The sequence below is a fragment of the Streptomyces sp. NPDC051582 genome, from assembly GCF_040681715.1.
In the GTDB taxonomy this organism is placed as follows: domain Bacteria; phylum Actinomycetota; class Actinomycetes; order Streptomycetales; family Streptomycetaceae; genus Streptomyces.
Genome location: NZ_JBFAZJ010000001.1, coordinates 350,251 through 370,105 on the forward strand (window position 1 = coordinate 350,251; position 19,855 = coordinate 370,105).

18 protein-coding genes are annotated in these 19,855 nt (G+C 72.7%); 10 read left to right on the top strand and 8 right to left on the bottom strand.

All coding sequences use genetic code 11. From position 1 onward, the window contains the following. The first annotated feature begins 11 nt into the window (after window positions 1-11). The 3 genes from AB0M92_RS01640 to AB0M92_RS01650 are packed head-to-tail and all read left to right on the top strand — an operon-like array spanning window position 12 to window position 3,434. Window positions 12-1,199 (top strand): toxic anion resistance protein, encoded by a 1,188-nt coding sequence (locus tag AB0M92_RS01640; RefSeq protein WP_366100087.1) that lies wholly within the window; start codon window positions 12-14, stop codon window positions 1,197-1,199. Then, on the top strand, window positions 1,196-2,812 hold the full coding sequence (locus AB0M92_RS01645) for a VWA domain-containing protein (RefSeq protein ID WP_366100088.1): 1,617 nt from the start codon (window positions 1,196-1,198) through the stop codon (window positions 2,810-2,812). Before AB0M92_RS01640 ends, AB0M92_RS01645 begins: the two co-directional genes overlap by 4 nt. After that, window positions 2,799-3,434, top strand: coding sequence for a hypothetical protein (locus AB0M92_RS01650; RefSeq protein WP_366100089.1), 636 nt, complete (start codon window positions 2,799-2,801; stop codon window positions 3,432-3,434). Before AB0M92_RS01645 ends, AB0M92_RS01650 begins: the two co-directional genes overlap by 14 nt. A gap of 86 nt (window positions 3,435-3,520) precedes the next feature. Here the strand turns inward: AB0M92_RS01650 and AB0M92_RS01655 are convergent, their stop codons facing one another. Further along, a complete protein-coding gene (locus AB0M92_RS01655) occupies window positions 3,521-5,347 on the bottom strand; it encodes a phosphoenolpyruvate carboxykinase (GTP) (RefSeq protein WP_366100090.1) in 1,827 nt (608 codons plus the stop codon). Window positions 5,348-5,557: 210 nt separating this feature from the next. Between AB0M92_RS01655 and AB0M92_RS01660 the strand changes: the two genes are divergently transcribed. Beyond that, on the top strand, window positions 5,558-6,235 hold the full coding sequence (locus AB0M92_RS01660; protein WP_351770162.1) for a hemolysin III family protein: 678 nt from the start codon (window positions 5,558-5,560) through the stop codon (window positions 6,233-6,235). Between the two features lie 195 nt (window positions 6,236-6,430). Here AB0M92_RS01660 and AB0M92_RS01665 read toward each other — a convergent pair whose 3' ends face one another. Beyond that, window positions 6,431-8,485, bottom strand: coding sequence for a thioredoxin domain-containing protein (locus tag AB0M92_RS01665; RefSeq protein WP_366100091.1), 2,055 nt, complete (start codon window positions 8,483-8,485; stop codon window positions 6,431-6,433). A 265-nt stretch (window positions 8,486-8,750) separates the two neighbouring features. Between AB0M92_RS01665 and AB0M92_RS01670 the strand changes: the two genes are divergently transcribed. Continuing rightward, a complete protein-coding gene (locus AB0M92_RS01670) occupies window positions 8,751-12,005 on the top strand; it encodes a tetratricopeptide repeat protein (RefSeq protein ID WP_366100093.1) in 3,255 nt (1,084 codons plus the stop codon). Window positions 12,006-12,179: 174 nt separating this feature from the next. Here AB0M92_RS01670 and AB0M92_RS01675 read toward each other — a convergent pair whose 3' ends face one another. Next, complete coding sequence (locus tag AB0M92_RS01675; protein WP_366100094.1) at window positions 12,180-12,413, bottom strand: hypothetical protein; 234 nt, start codon at window positions 12,411-12,413, stop codon at window positions 12,180-12,182. Between the two features lie 2 nt (window positions 12,414-12,415). Next, window positions 12,416-13,297 carry a mycothiol conjugate amidase Mca gene (mca, locus tag AB0M92_RS01680; RefSeq protein WP_366100095.1) on the bottom strand — a complete coding sequence of 294 codons (882 nt, stop codon included), beginning with the start codon at window positions 13,295-13,297 and terminating at the stop codon, window positions 12,416-12,418. Window positions 13,298-13,419: 122 nt separating this feature from the next. Here mca and AB0M92_RS01685 point away from each other — a divergent pair, with 122 nt between their 5' ends. Continuing rightward, window positions 13,420-13,845 (top strand): DUF4307 domain-containing protein, encoded by a 426-nt coding sequence (locus AB0M92_RS01685; RefSeq protein ID WP_366100096.1) that lies wholly within the window; start codon window positions 13,420-13,422, stop codon window positions 13,843-13,845. Window positions 13,846-13,981: 136 nt separating this feature from the next. Beyond that, entirely contained in the window at window positions 13,982-14,479 is a 498-nt protein-coding gene (greA, locus tag AB0M92_RS01690; RefSeq protein WP_366100097.1) for a transcription elongation factor GreA, read from the top strand. Between the two features lie 81 nt (window positions 14,480-14,560). Here greA and AB0M92_RS01695 read toward each other — a convergent pair whose 3' ends face one another. From AB0M92_RS01695 to ilvA, 4 genes are all read right to left on the bottom strand, one after another. Then, window positions 14,561-15,415: an ABC transporter permease gene (locus AB0M92_RS01695; RefSeq protein WP_366100098.1), complete on the bottom strand. Its 855-nt coding sequence runs from the start codon at window positions 15,413-15,415 to the stop codon at window positions 14,561-14,563. Further along, on the bottom strand, window positions 15,412-16,377 hold the full coding sequence (locus tag AB0M92_RS01700; RefSeq protein WP_366100099.1) for an ATP-binding cassette domain-containing protein: 966 nt from the start codon (window positions 16,375-16,377) through the stop codon (window positions 15,412-15,414). The genes AB0M92_RS01695 and AB0M92_RS01700 overlap by 4 nt, the downstream gene beginning before the upstream one ends. An 85-nt stretch (window positions 16,378-16,462) precedes the next feature. Further along, window positions 16,463-16,963 (bottom strand): hypothetical protein, encoded by a 501-nt coding sequence (locus AB0M92_RS01705; RefSeq protein WP_366100101.1) that lies wholly within the window; start codon window positions 16,961-16,963, stop codon window positions 16,463-16,465. 92 nt (window positions 16,964-17,055) lie between these two features. Beyond that, complete coding sequence (gene ilvA / locus AB0M92_RS01710; protein WP_366100102.1) at window positions 17,056-18,291, bottom strand: threonine ammonia-lyase; 1,236 nt, start codon at window positions 18,289-18,291, stop codon at window positions 17,056-17,058. Between the two features lie 265 nt (window positions 18,292-18,556). On the opposite strand from ilvA, the gene AB0M92_RS01715 reads away from it, so the two are divergent. From AB0M92_RS01715 to AB0M92_RS01725, 3 genes are all read left to right on the top strand, one after another. Beyond that, window positions 18,557-19,078, top strand: a complete 522-nt coding sequence (locus AB0M92_RS01715; protein ID WP_366100103.1) for a MarR family transcriptional regulator — start codon at window positions 18,557-18,559, stop codon at window positions 19,076-19,078. 82 nt (window positions 19,079-19,160) lie between these two features. Beyond that, window positions 19,161-19,589 carry a sigma factor-like helix-turn-helix DNA-binding protein gene (locus AB0M92_RS01720; protein ID WP_366100104.1) on the top strand — a complete coding sequence of 143 codons (429 nt, stop codon included), beginning with the start codon at window positions 19,161-19,163 and terminating at the stop codon, window positions 19,587-19,589. Next, window positions 19,586-19,837, top strand: coding sequence for a hypothetical protein (locus tag AB0M92_RS01725; RefSeq protein WP_366100105.1), 252 nt, complete (start codon window positions 19,586-19,588; stop codon window positions 19,835-19,837). Before AB0M92_RS01720 ends, AB0M92_RS01725 begins: the two co-directional genes overlap by 4 nt. Window positions 19,838-19,855: the final 18 nt, after the last annotated feature.

The window sequence follows — 19,855 nt, forward strand, 5'->3', positions numbered from 1 at the left end:
GGGACACACGCATGACGCTGACACCACCCGAGGAGAGCCCGCTCGTCCTCACCGCCCCCGAGCCCGTCGCCCCCGTCAAGCGGGAGCAGGCCGGCGGCCTCGTCCCGCTCCAGGACGGGGTGCGCGAGGAGATGGCCCGCCGGGCCGGGGAGTACGTCGGCTCGCTCGCCGGTATCGACACCCGCTCCCCCGAGTTCGCGAGCCGGATCGGGGAGCTGTCCGGACTCGGCGCCGGCGACATCCGCAGCGCCGCCCAGCAGTCCAACCGCATGCTGGACCGGGCCGTACGCTCGCTCGGCTCCGACGGGGGCGGCGACGCCCAGGCCCGCGTCGCGGGCTCCCTGGTCGAGCTGCGCCGCACCGTCGAGGACCTCGACCCGCGGGACGCTCCCGCCAGGGGGGCCCGCAAGCTGCTCGCGAAGCTGCCCGGCGGCAACAGGTTCCGCGACCACGTGGCCAAGTACGCCTCCTCGCAGACCACGCTGAACAACATCGTGGGCTCGCTGCGCAGCGGCCAGGACGAGCTGCGCCGCGACAACGCCGCCCTGCACACCGAGCGGGCCCGCCTGTGGGAGACCATGGGCAAGCTCCAGGAGTACGCGGTCCTCACCGAGGCCCTGGACACGGCCGTGGAGGAGCGGATCGCCGAGACCGGGGACACGGATCCGCAGGCGGCCGACGTGATGCGCGCCGACCTGCTCTTCCCGGTCCGGCAGAAGCACCAGGACCTGCTGACCCAGCTCGCGGTGTGCGCGCAGGGCTACCTGGCGATGGACGTGGTCCGGCGCAACAACGACGAGCTGATCAAGGGCGTCGACCGGGCGGCCACCACCACCGTGTCCGCGCTGCGGATCGCCGTGATGCTGGCCTCGGCCCTCGACCACCAGCGCAGGGTGATCGAGCAGGTCAACGCCCTGAAGGGCACGACCGAGGACCTGATCCGGGGCAACGCGGACATGCTGTCCACGCAGAGCGGCGAGATCCAGCGGATCGCCGCCGATCCGGCGGTGGGCGCGGAGACGCTGCGCACGGCCTTCGCGCAGATCTACGCGACGCTGGACGCGATCGACACGTTCAAGGCGCAGGCGACCGAGAACATGGCCGCCACCGTCGAGTCCCTGACCGGGGAGCTGCGGACCGCCTCGGCCCATCTGGCCCGTACGCGCACCTCCGGTGTGCTGGAGGGGGGAGGGCGATGAGCGTTCGCAGCGCATCGGTGCGCAGACGGCTGGCCGCGGCGGTCGCGCTCGCCGCGACCCTGCTGGGGGCCTCGGCCTGCGACTCCGGCTCTGCCGATCCGGCGAAGCCCGCGCAGTCGAAGTACCAGGAGGGCAAGCTGCGGGTGCTGGCCTCCAGCGAACTGGCCGACATGGAGCCGGTGCTGAAGGCGGCGAAGGCCGCCACGGGGGTCGGCGTCGAGCTCACCTGGTCCGCCACCCTGGACGCGGCCGAGCAGGTGGCCTCGGGGAAGGCCGACGGCAAATACGACGCCATCTGGCTGTCCTCGAACGACTACCTGCGGCTGCGTCCGGAAGCCGCCGGGAAGCTCAGCAGCGAGACACCGGTGATGTCCTCGCCGGTCGCGCTGGGCGTACGGGCGGACGCGCTGACCCGGCTCGGCTGGAAGCCGCAGGACGTGACCTGGTCGGCGGTGCACGAGGCGGTCGCCGCCGGGAAGCTGACGTACGGGATGACCGATCCGGTGCGCTCCAACTCCGGCTTCTCCGCCCTGATCTCGGTGGCCTCGGGGCTGTCGGGCGCGCAGGCGGCGCTGACCGACGCGGACGTGAGGACGGCGCAGCCCAAGCTGAAGGAGTTCTTCGCCGGGCAGAAGCTGACCTCGGGCTCCTCCGGCTGGCTGGCCACCGCGTACGGCAAGCGCGGGGACGTGGACGCGCTGGTGAACTACGAGTCCGTGCTGCTGTCCATGAACCGGGACGCGAAGACGGGCCTGACGGTGATCCGGCCGCGCGACGGGGTGGTCACCGCGCACTACCCGCTGACCCTGCTCACCTCGGCCCCGGCGGGGGCCCGCGAGTCGGGGCGGGCGCTGACCGACTACCTGAGCGGCGCCGAGGCGCAGAAGATGATCACCGAGAAGACCTTCCGCCGGCCGGTCGCGGCCGGCGTGCAGCCGGCGGCCGGACTGGACGCGGACAAGCGGCGCGAGCTGCCGTTCCCGGGTACCCGCTCGGTCGCGGACGGGCTGCTGGCCTCGTACGAGAACGAGCTGCGCCGGCCCTCGCGGACGGTGTACGTGCTGGACACCTCGGGCTCGATGGAGGAGGACGACCGCATCGGGCGGCTGCGCTCGGCGCTCACCGAGCTGACGGGGACGGGCGATTCGGGGACCGGGCAGCGGTTCCGGGACCGCGAGGAGGTGACGCTCCTGCCGTTCGGCGACAAGGTGAAGCAGGTGCTGACGCACGTGGTGGAGCCGGGCAGTCCGGGGCCCGCGCTGGACGCGATCCGAACCGACGTGAAGTCGCTCCGGCCGGAGGGGGGTACGGCGGTGTACGGCAGTCTGAAGGCCGCGTACGAGCACCTGGGCAAGGGCAACGCGGACGCGTTCACCTCGATCGTGCTGATGACGGACGGGCAGAGCGGCGACAAGGCGAAGGACTTCGAGTCCTTCTACGCCGGGCTGCCGGACGCGCAGAAGCACACGCCGGTCTTCGCGGTGCTGTTCGGGGACTCGGACCGCAAGGAGCTCGCCCACATCACCGAACTGACCGGCGGGCGGCTCTTCGACGCCACCGGTGGCAACGGTTCGCTGGGCGGCGCCTTCGAGGAGATCCGTGGCTACCAGTAGATCCCTCGCGAGAGCGCTCGGCGCGCGTCTTCTCGCTTACGTGGAGTCGAAGAAGAACCTGGCCGGCAGCGCCTGCGGGGTGGTCGGGCTGGGCCTGACCGTCACCGGGGCGGCGGGCACGTACTGGCCGGTGGTCGTGGCGGGGCTGTACGGCGCGGGCGCGCTGATCGCCCCGCCGGAGCGGCCGGCCCCGCCGCCGCCCGGGGGTCCCACCGAGCAGCTGAACGACGTGCGGGAGCGGTTCGGGCAGCTGCGGGAGTACGTGGCCGAGGTGGACCTGCCGGATCCGGCCGACGGCAGGCTCGCGGAGCTGATGGAGCTGTACGGGGCGCTGCTGGAGCCCGGGTGGGTGTCCGAGGTGCTGGCCGCCGACCCGGAGTCGGTGCACGCGCTGTCGCGGGCGATCGAGCTGGACGTGCCGGAATGCGTGGACACCTACAACCGCACGCGCTGGTGGATCCGGCTCACGCCGGGCGGTGAGTCGCCGGAGCGCCACCTGGAACGGCAGTTGTCGCTGCTGCACGAGGAGGCGGAACGCCTGACGGCGGACCTCCGCGAAGCAGAGGCCCGCCGTCAGCAGACGCACACGACCTACCTGGAGGAGCGCGGACAACGCTCCTGACAGGGATCCGGTCGGTGCTGCGGTGGGAACCGCTTGGTCGGGGGCTCCCACACTCAGGTGCCCGGATCAGCCTCCGGGCAGGTCTTTCAGCCCAGGCGCTCGACGAGCGCGTGGTACTGGTCCCACAGCTCCTTGGGAGTGTGGTCGCCGTAGGTGTTCAGGTGCTCCGGGACCAGGGAGGCCTCGTCGCGCCAGACCTCCTTGTCGACGGTGAGCAGGAAGTCCAGGTCCGCCTCGGGGAGGTCCAGGCCCTCCAAGTCGAGGGAGTCCTTGGTCGGCAGGACGCCGATGGCGGTCTCGACGCCGGCGGCCTTGCCTTCGAGGCGCTCGACGATCCACTTCAGGACGCGGCTGTTCTCGCCGAAGCCGGGCCAGACGAACTTGCCCGCGTCGTTCTTGCGGAACCAGTTCACGTAGTAGATCTTCGGGAGCTTGGACTGGTCCTTGCCCTTGGCCACGTCGACCCAGTGGCCCATGTAGTCGCCCATGTTGTAGCCGCAGAACGGCAGCATGGCGAACGGGTCGCGGCGCAGCTCGCCGACCTTGCCCTCGGCGGCGGCGGTCTTCTCGGAGGCGATGTTCGAGCCGATGAAGACGCCGTGGTTCCAGTCGAAGGACTCGGTGACCAGCGGGACCGCGGAGGCGCGGCGGCCGCCGAAGAGGATCGCGGAGACCGGGACGCCCTTGGGGTCCTCCCACTCGGGGGCGATCGTCGGGCACTGGGAGGCCGGGACGGCGAAGCGGGCGTTCGGGTGGGCCGCCGGGGTCCCGGACTCCGGGGTCCAGGCGTTGCCCTTCCAGTCGATGAGGTGCGCGGGCGCCTCTTCGGTCATGCCCTCCCACCAGACGTCGGAGCCGTCCGGGGTGAGCGCGACGTTGGTGAAGACGGTGTTGGCGTACATCGTCTTCATGGCGTTGGCGTTGGTGTGCTCGCCGGTGCCGGGGGCGACGCCGAAGAAGCCGGCCTCGGGGTTGATCGCGTAGAGGCGGCCGTCCTCGCCGAAGCGCATCCAGGCGATGTCGTCGCCGATGGTCTCGACGGTCCAGCCGGGGATCGTGGGCTCCAGCATGGCCAGGTTCGTCTTGCCGCAGGCGCTCGGGAACGCGGCGGCGACGTACTTCGCCTCACCCTGCGGCGGGGTGAGCTTGAGGATCAGCATGTGCTCGGCGAGCCAGCCCTCGTCGCGGGCCATGACGGACGCGATGCGTAGGGCGTAGCACTTCTTGCCGAGCAGGGCGTTGCCGCCGTAGCCCGATCCGAAGGACCAGATCTCGCGGGTCTCCGGGAAGTGCGAGATGTACTTGGTGGTGTTGCAGGGCCACGCCACGTCGGCCTGGCCCTCGGCGAGCGGAGCGCCGAGGGTGTGGACGGCCTTGACGAAGAACCCGTCGGTGCCGAGCTCGTCGAGGACGGGCTTGCCCATGCGGGTCATCGTGCGCATGGCGACGGCGACGTAGGCGGAGTCGGTGATCTCGACGCCGATCGCGGACAGCTCGGAGCCGAGGGGGCCCATGCAGAAGGGGACGACGTACATCGTCCGGCCCTTCATGGAGCCGCGGAAGATGCCCTTCTCTCCCGCGAAGAGCTCCTTCATCTCCGCCGGGGCCTTCCAGTGGTTGGTCGGGCCTGCGTCCTCCTCCTTCTCGGAGCAGATGAAGGTCCGGTCCTCGACGCGCGCGACGTCGGACGGGTCGGAGGCGGCGTAGTACGAGTTGGGTCGCTTGCCCTCGTCCAGCTTCTTGAACGTGCCCTTGGCGACGAGCTCCGCGCACAGGCGCTCGTACTCGGCCTCGGAGCCGTCGCACCAGACGACCTGGTCGGGCTCGGTGATCGCTGCGATCTCGTCCACCCAGGAGATCAGCTCCTGGTGGGTCGTCGGGAGGGAAAGGGGAGCCGCGTTCTCGCGCGCCACGATTGCTCCTTGAAGAGGGGTTGTTTGGTGTTTGCCCCGTGGGGGCTGCGACCCGGATGCTTCGCGCTCCGCTCATCCGGTGCCGACCGCACTCATCTGATCATCCGGTGCGTGTGCGCATATGTCCAGGGGGCTTCTCACGTGAGCATCGCCACTCCCGTCAATCTTCCGTAAAGCGCACTAACGGAAACCTACGGACCCGTAGGTAGCATGGCGGCCATGACTTCTGACGCCGCCGCCGCTCCGGCCGCACCGGAGGCCAAGCCGCTGATGCGCGGCTGGCTGCACACCGGGATGTTCCCTGCCGTGGTCGTCGCGGGGCTGGTGCTGATGGCTTTCACCGAGTCGACGCGGGCGCGCGTGGCGTGCGGGGTGTACATCCTCACGGCCTGCCTGCTCTTCGGCGTCAGCGCCGTGTACCACCGCGGCACCTGGGGGCCGCGGGGCGAGGCGATCTTGCGGCGTCTCGACCACGCCAATATTTTTCTGATCATCGCAGGGACCTATACCCCGCTGACGGTGCTCCTCCTCCCGCCCTCCACCGGACGGACGCTCCTGTGGGCGGTGTGGATCGCGGCCGCGGCCGGCATAGCCTTCCGGGTCTTCTGGGTCGGCGCCCCCCGCTGGCTGTACACCCCGTGCTACATAGCGATGGGCTGGGCCGCGGTCTTCTTCCTTCCCGACTTCCTGCGCACCGGCGGCATCGCCGTCCTGGTCCTGGTGATCGTCGGCGGACTCCTCTACAGCGCGGGCGGTGTGATCTACGGGATCAAGCGCCCGAACCCCTCCCCCCGCTTCTTCGGGTTCCACGAGGTCTTCCACTCACTGACCCTGGCCGCCTTCGTGGCCCACTACGTCGGCATCTCGCTCGCCGCGTACCAGCACTAGGGGGTGTCCGCGAAGTGGCGGCGTCCGCCCGCAGGGCGGGCCAGGCGGGACTGTGCGGACACCCCCTGGGAGCACTGGAGCGGGAACTCGCAGGAGCCCCGGCGCCCATCGGCGCCGGGGCTCCTCCCGTGGCGGGTGCCGCGGTGGGCGAACTCTCGGACCGGCAATCGGGATTGACGCCGCTCGGGAGCGGAGTCAGGGATGGGCCGCACCCAACTGGTCGGCCAGCTCGACCGGGTCGGTGGTGGGCCGCGCGCAGACGAAATGCCGGCACACGTACGCCGTCGGACCGTCGTGCACGAGCGTGCGCTCGGCCAGGAGGGGGAACTCGCCCCCGCTGCCGTCGGCCGCCCGCGGCAGCCCGACCGCCACCACCGCCCCGGGAGCCGTCCCCAGCAGAGCCGTCCGGTGCAGCGCGGCCAGCGCCGGGTCCTCCGGGTGGCCCACCACGGCCACCTCGCGCGGACCGTCGAGCAGCGCCTCCGCGACCGCGAGCCCGTGCCCGATGAAGCGCGGGACGCGCGGACCCAGCGCGTGCACGACCCCGAGGGCCCGCTCGGCCGCCGTACGGTGCGCCTCGGAGCCGGTGTGCGCGGCGTACGCGAGGAGTGCGCCGGCCGCGGCCGTCCAGCCGGAGGGGGCCGCGGTGTCGGTCGGGTCCTGGGGGCGGCGGATGAGCCGCTCGGCGTCGTGCGCGGTGTCGTAGAGGGAGCCGTCCTCGGCGGTGAACCGGTCCAGGACGAGGTCGACGAGGAAGCCGGCGAACTCCAGCCACACCCCCTCGCCGGTCACGGCCGCCAGCGCGAGGAAGCCGTCGGCGACGTCGCCGTAGTCCTCCAGGACTCCGGCGTTGGCGCCGACGCGGCCGTCCTTGCTGGTCCGGGCCAGCCGGGCGCGACCGTCCATGTGCACGCGGACGAGGAGGTCGGCCGCCTCGGTCGCCCGCTCGACGAGGTCCGGCCGGTCGAAGTACGCCCCGCACTCGGCCAGCGCCGCGATCGCCAGGCCGTTCCAGGCGGCGACCACCTTGTCGTCACGGCCGGGCGCGGGCCGCTCGGCGCGCGCCGCGAGCAGCCGCCGGCGGATGCCGTCGATCACTTCGGCGTCCACGAGGGGCCCGTCCTGCGGCAGCTGGAGCACGGACTTGCCGTGCTCGAAGGTGCCCTCGTCCGTCACCCCGAAGCAGGCGGCGGCCAGCGCCGCGTCGTCCGCGCCGAGCACCTCGGCCAGCTGGGCGGGGGTCCAGGCGTAGTACGCCCCCTCGACGTGGGCGCCGGTCTGCGGGTCCTCGCTGTCGGCGTCGAGCGCGGAGGCGAAGCCGCCCTCGGTGGTGCGCAGCTCGCGCACCATGAAGTCGGCGGTCTCCAGGGCGACTCGGCGGGCGAGGTCGGAGCCGGTGGCCCGCCACAGGTGCGCGTAGACCCGGCACAGCAACGCGTTGTCGTAGAGCATCTTCTCGAAATGCGGAACAACCCATTCCCGGTCGACGGAGTACCGGGCGAACCCGCCGCCCAGCTGGTCGTAGATCCCGCCGCGGGCCATCGCCTCGCAGGTGTCGGCGGCCATCTGCAGGGCCCCCTCGCCCCCGGTGCGCGCGTGGTGGCGCAGCAGGAACTCCAGCACCATGGACGGCGGGAACTTCGGCGCCCCGCCGAAGCCGCCGCGGACGGCGTCGTACTCGCGGGTCAGCCCGAGCAGCGCCTGGGCCAGCTCCTCGGGACCGGGCGCACCGGCCTTGCCGTAGTCCAACTGCCGCCCGGCGAGGTCCCGTACGATCCGCTGCGCGACCTCGGCCACCTCCTCGGGCCGCCCCACCCAGGCGGTCCGCACGCCTTCGAGGATCTCCATGAAGGAGGGCATCCCGTGGCGGGGCTCGGGCGGGAAGTAGGTCCCGAAGTAGAAGGGCTCGGCGTCGGGGGTCAAGAACACCGTCATGGGCCAGCCGCCCTGTCCGGTGGCGGCCTGCACGGCCTCCATGTAGACGGCGTCGACGTCGGGCCGCTCCTCGCGGTCCACCTTGATGTTGACGAAGTGCTCGTTCATGTAGGCGGCCGCCAGTTCGTCCTCGAAGGACTCGTGCGCCATGACGTGGCACCAGTGGCAGCTGCTGTACCCGACGCTGAGCAGCACGGGCACCCCCCGCTCCCGGGCCTGCGCGAAGGCCTCCGGCGACCAGGGCCACCAGTCGACGGGATTGTCCGCGTGCTGCAGCAGATACGGCGAGGTCTCATGGGCGAGGCGGTTCGGCATGGCCCCATCCTCGCGTACCGGGCGGGACGCCGCCGGGAGCGGGGGACGGCGTGCCCGCGGTGCGTCGGCCGGGCGCCGGGCCCGCAGGCGTGATCACGCCGCGTCGACCGGAGGCCCCGTCCGCGGGGCGGAAGGTACATATATGCGCGGGAGCGCGCGGAGTCGGGGCAACTCCCTCTGATCTAGCTCAGATTCCCTCGCGCTCGTGGCGGTCCCGGCGGACACTTGGGACACGTTGCCGGAGCTCTCTTGAGGGGGATTGCCGATGCGGGAAAGCCATCGCGGTGAGGCCGAGCGACTGCTGGAGCGGGCCGTGGACGAGGAGGCCCGGCGGGGAGCCGGAGCCGGCACGCCGGCCGACACGGCGGCGCTGACGGCGCGCGGCATGGAGGCGCTGGACGCGCTCGCCGCGAGCGCCGCCGAGGAGTACGAGGCGTACGTACGGGCCCTGGACGAGGCGGCGGCCGGGGAGGAGTCCCTCGGCGAGGCCTTCCGGCGCGGGAACACCTCGACGGCTCTGCTCGTGACGGCGGTTGCGGCGGCCGCGGCCGCCGGGGCGGACCTGTCCCTGGGCGTGGGGGCGGGCACGGCGCTGGCGGCCGGCGCCGTCACCGGCATCGCCGGGGCGGTGGCCACGGTCGCCAAGGTGACCGCCCTGCACCTGCCCGCCGCGAACCGGCGGGCCGGGGTGCGCGGGCAGCCCGGCGGGCCGGAGCAGCTGAGGCTCCAGTGGCTGACGGCGCTTGAGGTGCGCGGGATACGCCCGTTCCTGGAGCAGCAGCGGGCGGTGGCCGCCGCGGCGCGGGCGCCCCGGCAGCCCGCCCGGACCGCCGCTCCCCAGCTGCGCGGGACCGACCGCAGCGCGGAGGCCCGGCGGCGCAGCGTGCTGGAGCAGTCCTTCGGCCAACTCCCGCAGACGGCCACCGCGTTCGCGGGCCGCAAGGCGGAGCTGACCCGGATCGCGCAATGGGTGCAGGCGGCCCGGGCCAGTACGGAGACCCGCCCGGTGGTCGTGGTGCTGCACGGCGAGCCGGGCGTGGGCCGCACGGCCCTCGCACTGCGGGCGGCGGACACGCTGCGCGACCAGTTCCGCGGGGCCTGCGTGGTGGACCTGCGGGGCGGCTCGCTCAGCGGGGAGGCACCGCTGCCGATCCGGGAGGCGCTGCTGCACCTGCTGAACCGGCTCGGCGCCCCGCGCGAGCAGCTGCTGTTCCGCGAGGGGTCCTCGGCGGAGCAGCAGGTACGGCGCCTGGGCGAGCTGTACCACCAGCATCTCCAGGGGCTGCCGGTCACGGTGCTGCTGGACGACGCGGTGGACGCGGAGCAGGTGCGGACGCTGGTGCCGGAGCGGTCGGAGAGCCTGGTGCTGGTGACGTCCCGGGAGCCGCTGGAGCTGCCCGGCCTGTCGGCGTGGGTGCACCAGCTGCCGGTGGAACGGCTCGCGGAGGCGGAGGGCGCGGAGCTGGTGCGCGCCGGTGCCGAGGCGGCCGGGACGGCCCCCTGCGGGGAGGAGGCCGTGAGCGGGCTGCTCGCGCTCGGCGGCGGGCTGCCGCTGGCCCTGCGCGTACTGGCCCCGCTGGCCGCCTCGGCCCCGTCGGCCCCGTCGGCCCCGCCCGGACCGGGCGACGCCGATGCCCTCGACGGCGCCCTCACGCTGGCCTACGCACGGCTGCCCGAGGAGCGGCGGCGCCTGCTGCGGCGCCTCACCCTCGCCGGGCGGGCCTCGCTCGGGCCCTCGGCCGCGGCCGCGCTGATCGACGCCGACAGGGCGGCGGCCGGGCTGCTGCTGCGCGAGCTGGCGCAGGCGGGCCTGCTGGACCACGTGCGCGGGGAGCGGTACCGCATGCACGACGCGGTGCGCTCGTACGCGGCGGCGCGGCTCGCGGCGGACGAGGACCGGGCCGAGTCCTCGGCGGCGCACGGCCGGCTGATCCGCAACTACGCGCAGCTCGCCGACGCGGTCATCCGGATGGTCGACGGGAAGATGTCCACCCGCGCCAACCACTTCGGGGGGCACGGCTTCGCCTCGCTCGACGCGGCGCTGCGCTGGCTGGACGACGAGTCGAGCTTCATCACGGCCGCGCTGCGGCACTCGCAGGACGTGGACCAGCAGGCCGTACTGGACCTGCTCGGCGCGCTCTGCGACTTCTGCCTGCTGCGCGGGGACCTCTACCGCCTCGGCGAGATCAACGAGCTCACCCGCGCCGTGGAGGCCGCCCGCCGGGGCGGCCCGGGCGAGGGGCGCCTGGTCCGCTCCGTGCAGTGGCGCACCGGTATCGCGGCCCGCCAGCTCGGCGAGCTGGACAAGGCCCGCACCACGCTGACCTCGGTGGTCGACCAGTACCGGGAGGCCCACCAGGACGCCGGCGCGGGCATGGCCCTCATCTCGCTCGGCATCACCCTGCACCACCAGGGACAGCTCCCGGAGGCCGCGGCGCGCATCCGCGAGGCGCTGGTGCTGCAGGAGCCGGACGAGCTGGCCGGCGACCGCGCGTGGGCCCTGCACGCCCTCGCGGCGGTGGAGCGGGACCGCGCGCACCTGGCGGAGGCGGTGCAGCTGCTGGAGCGGTCGCTGGCCCTGCACCGGGAGAGCGAGAGCGTGCACGGCGAGGCGTGGGCGCACTTCCAGCTGGGGCAGGTGTACCTGCGGCTCGGCGACGTCCCTGAGGCGGAGGCGGAGCTGAAGCTGGCCCTCGACCTGTACGGGCGTACGCACGACGAGCGCGGCCAGGCCTGGGCGCTGACCCAGCTGGGCCGCGCCCGGGTCGTCGACGGGGACCCGGGCCCGGCGGTGGAGGGGCTGCGCGAGGCGCTGGCCAGCCACCGGGAGCAGGAGGACGCGCGCGGCGAGGCGTGGACGCTGTACTACCTCGGACAGGCGCTGGAGGAGGGCGGCGAGCGCGATCAGTCCGTACGGGAGCTGGAGCGGGCCCGCACGATGTTCTCGCGGATGCGGGACGTGTACGGGCTGGCGCACGCCCGCCACCACTCGGGCCGGGTCACGCGCGACCAGCGGGCGGCGCAGACGGGGAACCTGAGGAACTCCGGGTTCGCCCGGCAGCTGCTGGTGGACGCGCGGGCGGACTTCCGGCGGATCGGGCTCGCGCACGGGGAGGCGTGGACCTGCCTGGAGCTGGCGGTGATCGACGCGGGCAACGGCCGGGTGGCGCAGGCGCTGGGCCTGTGCGAGGAGGCGGCCCGGCTGTTCATCTCGTACGGGGACCGGCGCGGGGAGGACTGGGCCCGCTTCCTGCGCTGCACCCTGCTGCCGTACGCGCTGCCGGGCGCGGGCGTGGAGGAGGCCCGGGCGGAGCTGGCCCGGCTGGCCGCGGCGCCGCACGCGATGCGGGACGGGCGCCTGGAGGACGGCCTGGACACCTACGCGGTGGTGCTGGGGCGCGGGGTGGACCCGGCGGAGGGCTGGCAGGCGTGGCGGCTCGGGCTGGTTCCGAACCTGCACTCGCGGGAGATCATGGGCGTTCCCATGCCACCGGCCTCGCCGGACTCGCCGGCCGCCTGACCGGGCGGGCCGCACCGCCCCGCGAGGGGAGGCGGCCGCCGCCGGGGCGAGGTGCCGGCGGTACGGCCGGGCCGCGGGCGTACCGCCGGGCCGCGGGCACACGGGGGCCGCCCCTCCCGCCCGCAGGTGACGGGAGGGCGGCGGCTCACAGCCGGGGAACCGGCTCCCGCGTGACTACGGGGCCCGGTCGGCGGCGGGTGCGGCGGCGGACGCCGCCCCGGCCTCCGGGGCCTCCTTGAAGTCGACCCGGCCCATGTGCCGGCTCATCGACTTCATCAGGCCCCACACCGCCAGGGCGAGGGCCGCGAACACGATGAAGCCCAGGACGCCGGGGGTCACCTTGTTCTTGTCGAAGGTGTCCCCCGCCAGCGGAAGGAGCTCGGTCAGTGCTGCCTGCGTAGCGCTCATGGCTACGCATTCTCCCGGATGCCCTCGAAGAGGTCGGACTCGGGGAGGGAAGTGTCGACGAGCGACTTGGCGAGCTCGTACTCCTCCGTGGGCCAGACCTCCTTCTGGATCTCCATGGGGACGCGGAACCAGCCGCCGTCCGGGTCGATCTGCGTGGCGTGCGCGATGAGCGCCTTGTCACGGATCTCGAAGAAGTCGGCGCAGGGCACGTGCGTGGTCAGGGTCCGCTCCTTGCGCTCGAACTCCTTCCAGCGCTCCAGCCACTCCCCGTACGGGGACTCCATGCCGCGCGAGAGCAGCGCCTCGTGCAGGGCGACGGTGCGCGGCTTGTTGAAGCCCTGGTTGTAGTAGAGCTTCTGCGGCTGGTACGCCGGGCCGAACTCGGCCTCCGGGTACTTCTCGGTGTCCGCGGAACCCTCGAAGGCCACCATCGAGATCTTGTGCGTCATGATGTGGTCGGGGTGCGGGTAGCCGCCGTTCTCGTCGTACGTGGTGATGACCTGCGGCCGGAAGGCGCGGATCTTCTTCACCAGGCGGCCGGCCGCCTCGTCCACGTCCTCCAGGGCGAAGCACCCCTCGGGCAGCGGGGGCAGCGGGTCGCCCTCGGGCAGGCCGGAGTCGACGTAACCCAGCCACTCCTGATCGATGCCGAGGATCTGGCGCGCCTCGTCCATCTCCTTGGCGCGGACCTCGTGGATGTTCTCCTCGATGTACTTGTCGCCCTGGAGCTTGGGGTTGAGGATCGAGCCGCGCTCGCCCCCCGTACAGGTCACCACCAGCACGGGAACCCCCTCGGACACGTACTTGGCCATCGTGGCCGCGCCCTTGCTCGACTCGTCGTCGGGGTGGGCATGGACGGCCATCAGTCGAAGCTGCTCGGTCAAGACAGGATCCTCTTTGAGTCGTCAGGGCGTTCGCCTCCTATAGTGACCGAATCGGGGGGTGGAAAAATTCCGGGGCTGCCCCCGGAAATCCGACAGTCCTGCCTTCCCGAAAGGAACGATCGATGAGCGCGGTGCGCGAGGGGCTGCCCGAGGGTCGCTACGGCCGGTCGGCGGACGAGCGTGCGGACCGCAAGCTCAAGATCGTCGGCTCGGTGCTGGGCGTCGGGCTGCTGGGCCTGGTCGGATGGATCGGCTGGGATTACGTAGCGGGCCAGAGCGTCAGTGCCGAGGTGATCAAGTTCCAGGTGGTCTCGGACACGGAGGTCAAGGTGCACCTGGAGGTGCGCAAGGACGCCGGGGTCACCGGGGTGTGCACCCTCAGCTCCCAGAACGAGGAGCACGCCGAGGTGGGTCGCGCGGACTTCACCTTCGGGCAGAAGAGCTCGCGCGTGGACGAGATGCTCTCGCTGAAGACCACCGGCCGGGCCACGATGATCGAACTGGTGGGCTGCCAGGCCGCGGGCCGGGGCACGCCGACGGCAGGCTGATCTCTTCCCTGCTCACGGGCCCGATGACACACTTCATACACATGGTGTCCTCCCCCTTTTCTTCCCGAATTGTTAGGCTCGTGGTTTCGCCCGCCGCTGGCGGACAAGTAGTCCCCTGTACCGACGAGGAGCACCCGTGACCCAGACGAGCGAGAGCGTCACCTGGCTGACCCAGGCGGCGTACGACCAGCTGAAGGCAGAGCTGGACTACCTCTCTGGTCCCGCACGCACGGAGATCGCCACCAAGATCGCAGCCGCCCGCGAGGAGGGCGACCTGCGTGAGAACGGCGGTTACCACGCGGCCAAGGAGGAGCAGGGCAAGCAGGAGCTCCGCGTCCGCCAGCTGACGCAGCTCCTGGAGAACGCCAAGGTCGGCACCGCGCCCGCCGCCGACGGCGAGGTCGCGCCCGGCACGGTCGTCACCATCGCCTTCGACGGCGACGAGGACGACACCATGTCCTTCCTGCTCGCCTCGCGCGAGTACGCGTCCTCCGACTTCGAGACCTACTCCCCGCAGTCCCCGCTGGGCACGGGCGTGATGGGCAAGAAGATCGGCGAGAACGCCGAGTACGAGCTGCCGAACGGCAAGAAGGCCGCCGTCAAGATCCTCGACGTCAAGCCCTTCACCGGCTGATCACCCCACGCGTACGGGTAAGCCCCCGCCGGACGGATCCGGCGGGGGCTTTCCCGTGTCCGGGGACCGGGCGCGCCCGGCCTACGCGCTCGCCGAGCGGTACTTGCGGACCGACAGGGTCCGGAAGACCACGACGATCAGCACCGACCACAGGATCGACGCGGTGACCGGGTGCTGCATGGGCCAGGCCGCGGGGGCCTCGTATCCCGGCGGGAAGTTGCCGAACAGCTGCCGGGCCGCCTGGACGGTGGCGCTGAACGGGTTCCACTCCGCGATGGTCCGCAGGAACGTCGGCATGTTCTCGGAGGGTACGAAGGCGTTCGAGATGAACGTCAGCGGGAACAGCCAGATCAGCCCGCCCGAGGTGGCCGCCTCCGGAGTGCGCACCGACAGGCCGATCAGCGCGCCGATCCAGGAGAACGCGTACCCGAGCAGGAGCAGCAGCGCGAAGCCTGCCAGCACCTCGCCGGCGCTCGTGTGGGTGCGCCAGCCGACGAGCAGGGCGACGACGGCCAGGACCACCAGCGTGAGGGTGGTCTGGACGAGGTCGGCCAGCGTGCGGCCGGTCAGGACCGCGCCGCGGGCCATGGGCAGCGAGCGGAAGCGGTCGATCAGGCCCTTGTGCATGTCGTCCGCGATGCCCGCGCCCGCCCCGGCCGTGGCGAAGGTGACGGTCTGGGCGAAGATGCCGGCCATCAGGAACTCGCGGTAGGCGGCGGGCGAGGTGTTCCCGTCCACGCTGATCGAGCCGCCGAAGACGTAGCTGAAGAGCACGACGAACATGACCGGCTGGATGACCCCGAAGATGATCACCTCGGGGATCCGGCACATCCGGATCAGGTTCCGCTTCGCGATGACCAGGGAGTCGTTGACGCCCTGGACGATGCCGCCGCGGGGGCGGGGCGCCGCGAGCCGCGGAGTCGGGGACGTGGTCATTTCTGCGCCTCCTCGTCGTTCAGGGCGGCAGCGTGGCCGGTGAGGGAGATGAACACGTCGTCGAGGGTGGGCCGGCGCAGGGCGATGTCGTCGATCTCGATGCCGCGCGAGTCCAGCTCGCGGATGACCTCGGCGAGCAGCTTGGCGCCGCCGCTGACCGGGACGGTCAGCTTGCGGGTGTGCTGCTCGACGGTGGTCTCGCCCTTGCCGAAGCCGGCCAGCACGGCGCCGGCGTCGGCCATGTGCTCGCGCTCGTGGACGACGACCTCGACGCGCTCGCCGCCGGTCTGGGCCTTGAGCTGGTCGGAGGTGCCGCGGGCGATGACCTTGCCCTGGTCGACCACGCAGATGTCGTGCGCGAGGTGGTCGGCCTCCTCCAGGTACTGGGTGGTGAGCAGCAGGGTGGTCCCGCCGGCCACGAGCTCCTGGATGACGTCCCAGAGCTGCTGGCGGTTGCGCGGGTCGAGGCCGGTGGTCGGCTCGTCCATGAACATCACGGGCGGGCGGACGACGAGCGCGGCCGCGAGGTCCAGGCGCCGGCGCATGCCGCCGGAGTACGTCTTCGCGGTGCGGTCGGCGGCGTCGGCGAGGTTGAAGCGCTCCAGCAGTTCACCGGCCCGGACCTTCGCCGCCTTGCCCGTCATCTGGTACAGCCGGCCGACCATCTGGAGGTTCTCGCGGCCGGTCAGGTACTCGTCCACGGCCGCGAACTGGCCCGAGAGGCCGATGGCGCGGCGGACTTCGTTGGGATGCCTGAGCACGTCGATGCCGGCGACGACCGCCCTGCCGCTGTCGGGCCGCAGGAGGGTGGTCAGGACGCGCACGGCCGTGGTCTTGCCGGCGCCGTTGGGGCCGAGGAGCCCCAGCACGGTGCCTTCGGGGACATCGAGGTCCACGCCGTCGAGTGCCCGTACCTCGCCGAAGGTCTTGACCAGGCCTTCGGCGTAAATGGCGCCTGGCATAGGGATTCCCCCTGTGTGCATCGAGCCAGTGACCGGTACTTTCCTAGGCAAATCCTATGGGCACGGGTCAAGCACCGCCCGTGCGTCAGCCCGCGCCGAGGTACGTGACGTTCACGGTGAGCAGGCTCTCGTTCGATTTCAGGTTCACGGTGGTCGACTGCTTCACACTGCCGACCAGCAGCACCCAGTCCGTCTGTTCGTAGCTCTGCGGCGCCGTCTCCCGCCAGCCGAGGTGCTTGAGGTGCTCGGCGATCTTCGGCAGGGCGCTCTCCACCTGCTGCGTGTTCACGACCGCGGTCCAGTCGACCTGGCTCGCGTTCTTCGTGTTGTCCGCGTCGCCCGAGCCCTTGCCCTTCTCGGGGTCCAGGCCCGCCGCGCGCAGCGCCGAGCGGACCTCCTGGTCCACGGTGTCCCGGCTGACCGGCGCTTCGCCGCCCTTGGCCGCGGGCTGCGCGGAGGATTCGGCCGCCTTCTGCGCCCCCGCCGCGCCGGATCCGTCGGAAGAAGAGCAGCCCGCGAGGACGAGGGCCGCCGACGCGGCCAGAGCGATGACGGCCGCCGTTTGCGGTCTGACGCGAATGTGCACCGAGAGACTCCCACCCCATGTGAACGTGGCCGGGAGTCTCACACAAACGGCCGGATTCCGCACCCCTGTGTCACCACCGAAGGGGACAAGACCTAGCTGATCACCATGTATCCGGCACCGTGGAGGGAGCGCGCGACCTCGGCACAGTGCTCCGGGCCCTTGGTCTCCAGGTGCAGTTCCACCTCCACCTCGGTGAGCCCCAGCCGCGGATCGGTCCGTACGTGGCTCACGTCCAGCACGTTCGCGTCCACCGTCGACAGCACCGCCAGGAGCCCGGCCAGCGCCCCCGGCCGGTCCGCCACGCGCAGCCGCAGCGACAGGTAGCGGCCCGCCGCCGCCATGCCGTGGCGCAGGATCCGCTGGAGCAGCAGCGGGTCGATGTTCCCGCCGGACAGGACCGCGACCACCGGGCCGCCGCCCCCGTACAGCTCGGGACGGCTCAGCAGGGCGGCCACGGGGCTGCACCCGGCCGGCTCGACGACCAGCTTGGCGCGCTCCAGGCAGAGCAGCAGGGCGCTGGAGAGGGCGTCCTCGGAGACCGTGCGCACGCCGTCGAGGAGGTCGCCGATGATGTGGAACGGGATGTCGCCGGGGCGCCCGACCTTGATGCCGTCGGCCATGGTGACCGGGTTGTCGATCGAGACCGGGTGCCCGACCCGCAGCGAGGGCGGGTAGGCGGCCGCGCCCTCCGCCTGGACGCCGATGACCTTCACGTCGGGGCGCAGGGCCTTCACGGCGACCGCGACGCCGGCGGCGAGCCCGCCGCCCCCGATGCCGACGAGGATCGTGCGCACCTCCGGGCACTGCTCCAGGATCTCCAGGCCGACCGTGCCCTGGCCGGCGATGATGTCGCGGTGGTCGAAGGGGTGGATGAACACCGCCCCGGTGCGGTCCGCGTACTCCTGGGCCGCCGCCAGGGTCTCGTCCACGACCTGCCCGTGCATCCGTACCTCGGCCCCGTACTCCTGCGTCGCCGCCACCTTCGGCAGCGGTGCCCCGACCGGCATGAACACCGTCGAGCGGACGCCGAGGAGCGAGGAGGCCAGGGCCACGCCCTGCGCGTGGTTGCCGGCGCTGGCCGCGACCACGCCGGCGGCCCGCTGCTCGGGGCGCAGGCCGGCGATGCGCACGTAGGCGCCGCGCAGCTTGAAGGAGCCGGTCCGCTGGAGGTTCTCGCACTTGAAGTGGACCGGGGAGCCGGTGAGTGCGCTCAGGTGCCGGCTGTTCTCCATCGGCGTGACCCGGGCGACGCCCGAGAGCATCTTCTGGGCCCCGCGGACGTCGTCGAGGATGACCTGCGGAACGGGCACGGGCACGCGGTAGTTCATGCCGCCAGTCTCGCAGCCCCCACCGGTCACGGCCGGGGGCACCTGAGCAGGGCGCTCGGGACCGGGTGCCGCGCGGGGCGGGCAGGTCTTCGCGGGGCAGAGCTCCGGTGGGCCCACAGGGGGCGAAATCACGCCATCCGGGACGGGCCCGCCGCCCGGGTCCGTACCGCCCGTATCAGTTCTCGTACGAGGCGTACGGGCCGCCCCACGGCCGCGTACTCTGTCCCCCAACCTTGTCGGCCCCACGCGAAGAGAGCTCACGGCCATGCCCTCCAACCCGGCCAATTCCGACCTGCCCACGGCGGCCGAGGCCTCCGCCGAAGCCGGGCTCCTCGACGCGCTCCAGCACCAGGTGGCCGTCTTCGCCCGGCGCGCGGAGCAGACCCGCCTGGGCGGGGTCGGCCAGGCCCGCAATTCGATGGACCGCGCCGCGTACCTGCTGCTGAACCGGCTCGACCTGGAAGGCCCGATGGGCGTCAAGGCGCTCGCCGGCGGCATGGGCATCGACTCCTCCACCGTCACCCGCCAGGTCGCGCCGCTCGTCGACAGCGGCCTGGTCAAGCGCACCTCGCACCCGGAGGACGGGCGGGCCGTGGTCCTCGCGCTCTCCCCGCGCGGACTCGCGCGGCTGGAGGAGGTCCGCTCCTCGCGCCGCGAGCTGATGGCCCGGGTGACCGAGGACTGGTCCGAGGACGAGCGCGAATCGTTCACCGGACTGCTGACCCGGTTCAACGGATCGCTGTCGGAGCTGATGGGCGCCGCTTCGGAGGCGGGTCCCGCCTCCTGAGGCCCGGGGCGGTCCGCCGGCTCGATCCGGAGTCCGTCCGACCCCTTGGCCCGGCGGTCCCGCTGCCCGCACTATGTGGCCTGTGGACGACCACCGGCCGGGCACCTACGCGGAGTTCGAGGCCTACGTCGCGGGCGCGGCGGGGCGGCTCCTGCACGTCGCCGTCCTGCTGACCGCCGAGCCCGAGGCCGAGCCCGCCGCCGCCCGCCGGCTGCTCGCGGGCGCGCTGGCCCGTACGTACGCGCAGTGGCGCCGGGTCCGCCGCGACGACCCGTACGACCACACCCGCCAGGAGCTGTGCGCCGCCTTCGCCCGCACCGGCCGGCGCCACCACGGCGGTACGGGGCTCCTCGCGCCGCTCGCCACGCTGGAGCGCCTCGTGCTGGTGCTGCGCGTCTACGAGGGCGTCGCCGAGGAGGTCACCGCCGCCCAGCTGGGGCTGCCGGTCGAGCGGGTGCGGGCGCTGTGCGCCCGGGGCGTGGCCTCGGTGCGCTCCCAGGAGGCGGCGTGAGTGACCACGACCGCAAGCAAGACCAGGTCAGGAGGGTGCTGGAGGGTCCGCACCCGGTGGTCCCGACCGGGCTGGCGGCGAGTGCCGCGGCCCGCGGGGACCGGCTGCTGCGCCGCCGGCGGGCCCTGCGGCGGGCCGGCTGGACGCTGCTCGCCGCGGCGGCCGTGGCCTTCGCGGTGTGGGCCTCGCTGACCCGGCCGTGGGAGGTGCCGCCGAGCGGGGTGTCCCCGCCCCTGGAGGGCTGGTAGCCGCCGCCCGGCTGCACT

Bases quoted from the DNA above. Each gene is read 5' to 3' on its own strand.
- AB0M92_RS01640 (WP_366100087.1), top strand. From the start codon at position 12: ATGACGCTGACACCACCCGAGGAGAGCCCGCTCGTCCTCACCGCCCCC.
- AB0M92_RS01645 (WP_366100088.1), top strand. From the start codon at position 1,196: ATGAGCGTTCGCAGCGCATCGGTGCGCAGACGGCTGGCCGCGGCGGTC.
- AB0M92_RS01660 (WP_351770162.1), top strand. From the start codon at position 5,558: ATGGCGGCCATGACTTCTGACGCCGCCGCCGCTCCGGCCGCACCGGAG.
- AB0M92_RS01665 (WP_366100091.1), bottom strand. From the start codon at position 8,485: ATGCCGAACCGCCTCGCCCATGAGACCTCGCCGTATCTGCTGCAGCAC.
- AB0M92_RS01670 (WP_366100093.1), top strand. From the start codon at position 8,751: ATGCGGGAAAGCCATCGCGGTGAGGCCGAGCGACTGCTGGAGCGGGCC.
- AB0M92_RS01675 (WP_366100094.1), bottom strand. From the start codon at position 12,413: ATGAGCGCTACGCAGGCAGCACTGACCGAGCTCCTTCCGCTGGCGGGG.
- AB0M92_RS01685 (WP_366100096.1), top strand. From the start codon at position 13,420: ATGAGCGCGGTGCGCGAGGGGCTGCCCGAGGGTCGCTACGGCCGGTCG.
- AB0M92_RS01695 (WP_366100098.1), bottom strand. From the start codon at position 15,415: ATGACCACGTCCCCGACTCCGCGGCTCGCGGCGCCCCGCCCCCGCGGC.
- AB0M92_RS01700 (WP_366100099.1), bottom strand. From the start codon at position 16,377: ATGCCAGGCGCCATTTACGCCGAAGGCCTGGTCAAGACCTTCGGCGAG.
- ilvA (WP_366100102.1), bottom strand. From the start codon at position 18,291: ATGAACTACCGCGTGCCCGTGCCCGTTCCGCAGGTCATCCTCGACGAC.
- AB0M92_RS01715 (WP_366100103.1), top strand. From the start codon at position 18,557: ATGCCCTCCAACCCGGCCAATTCCGACCTGCCCACGGCGGCCGAGGCC.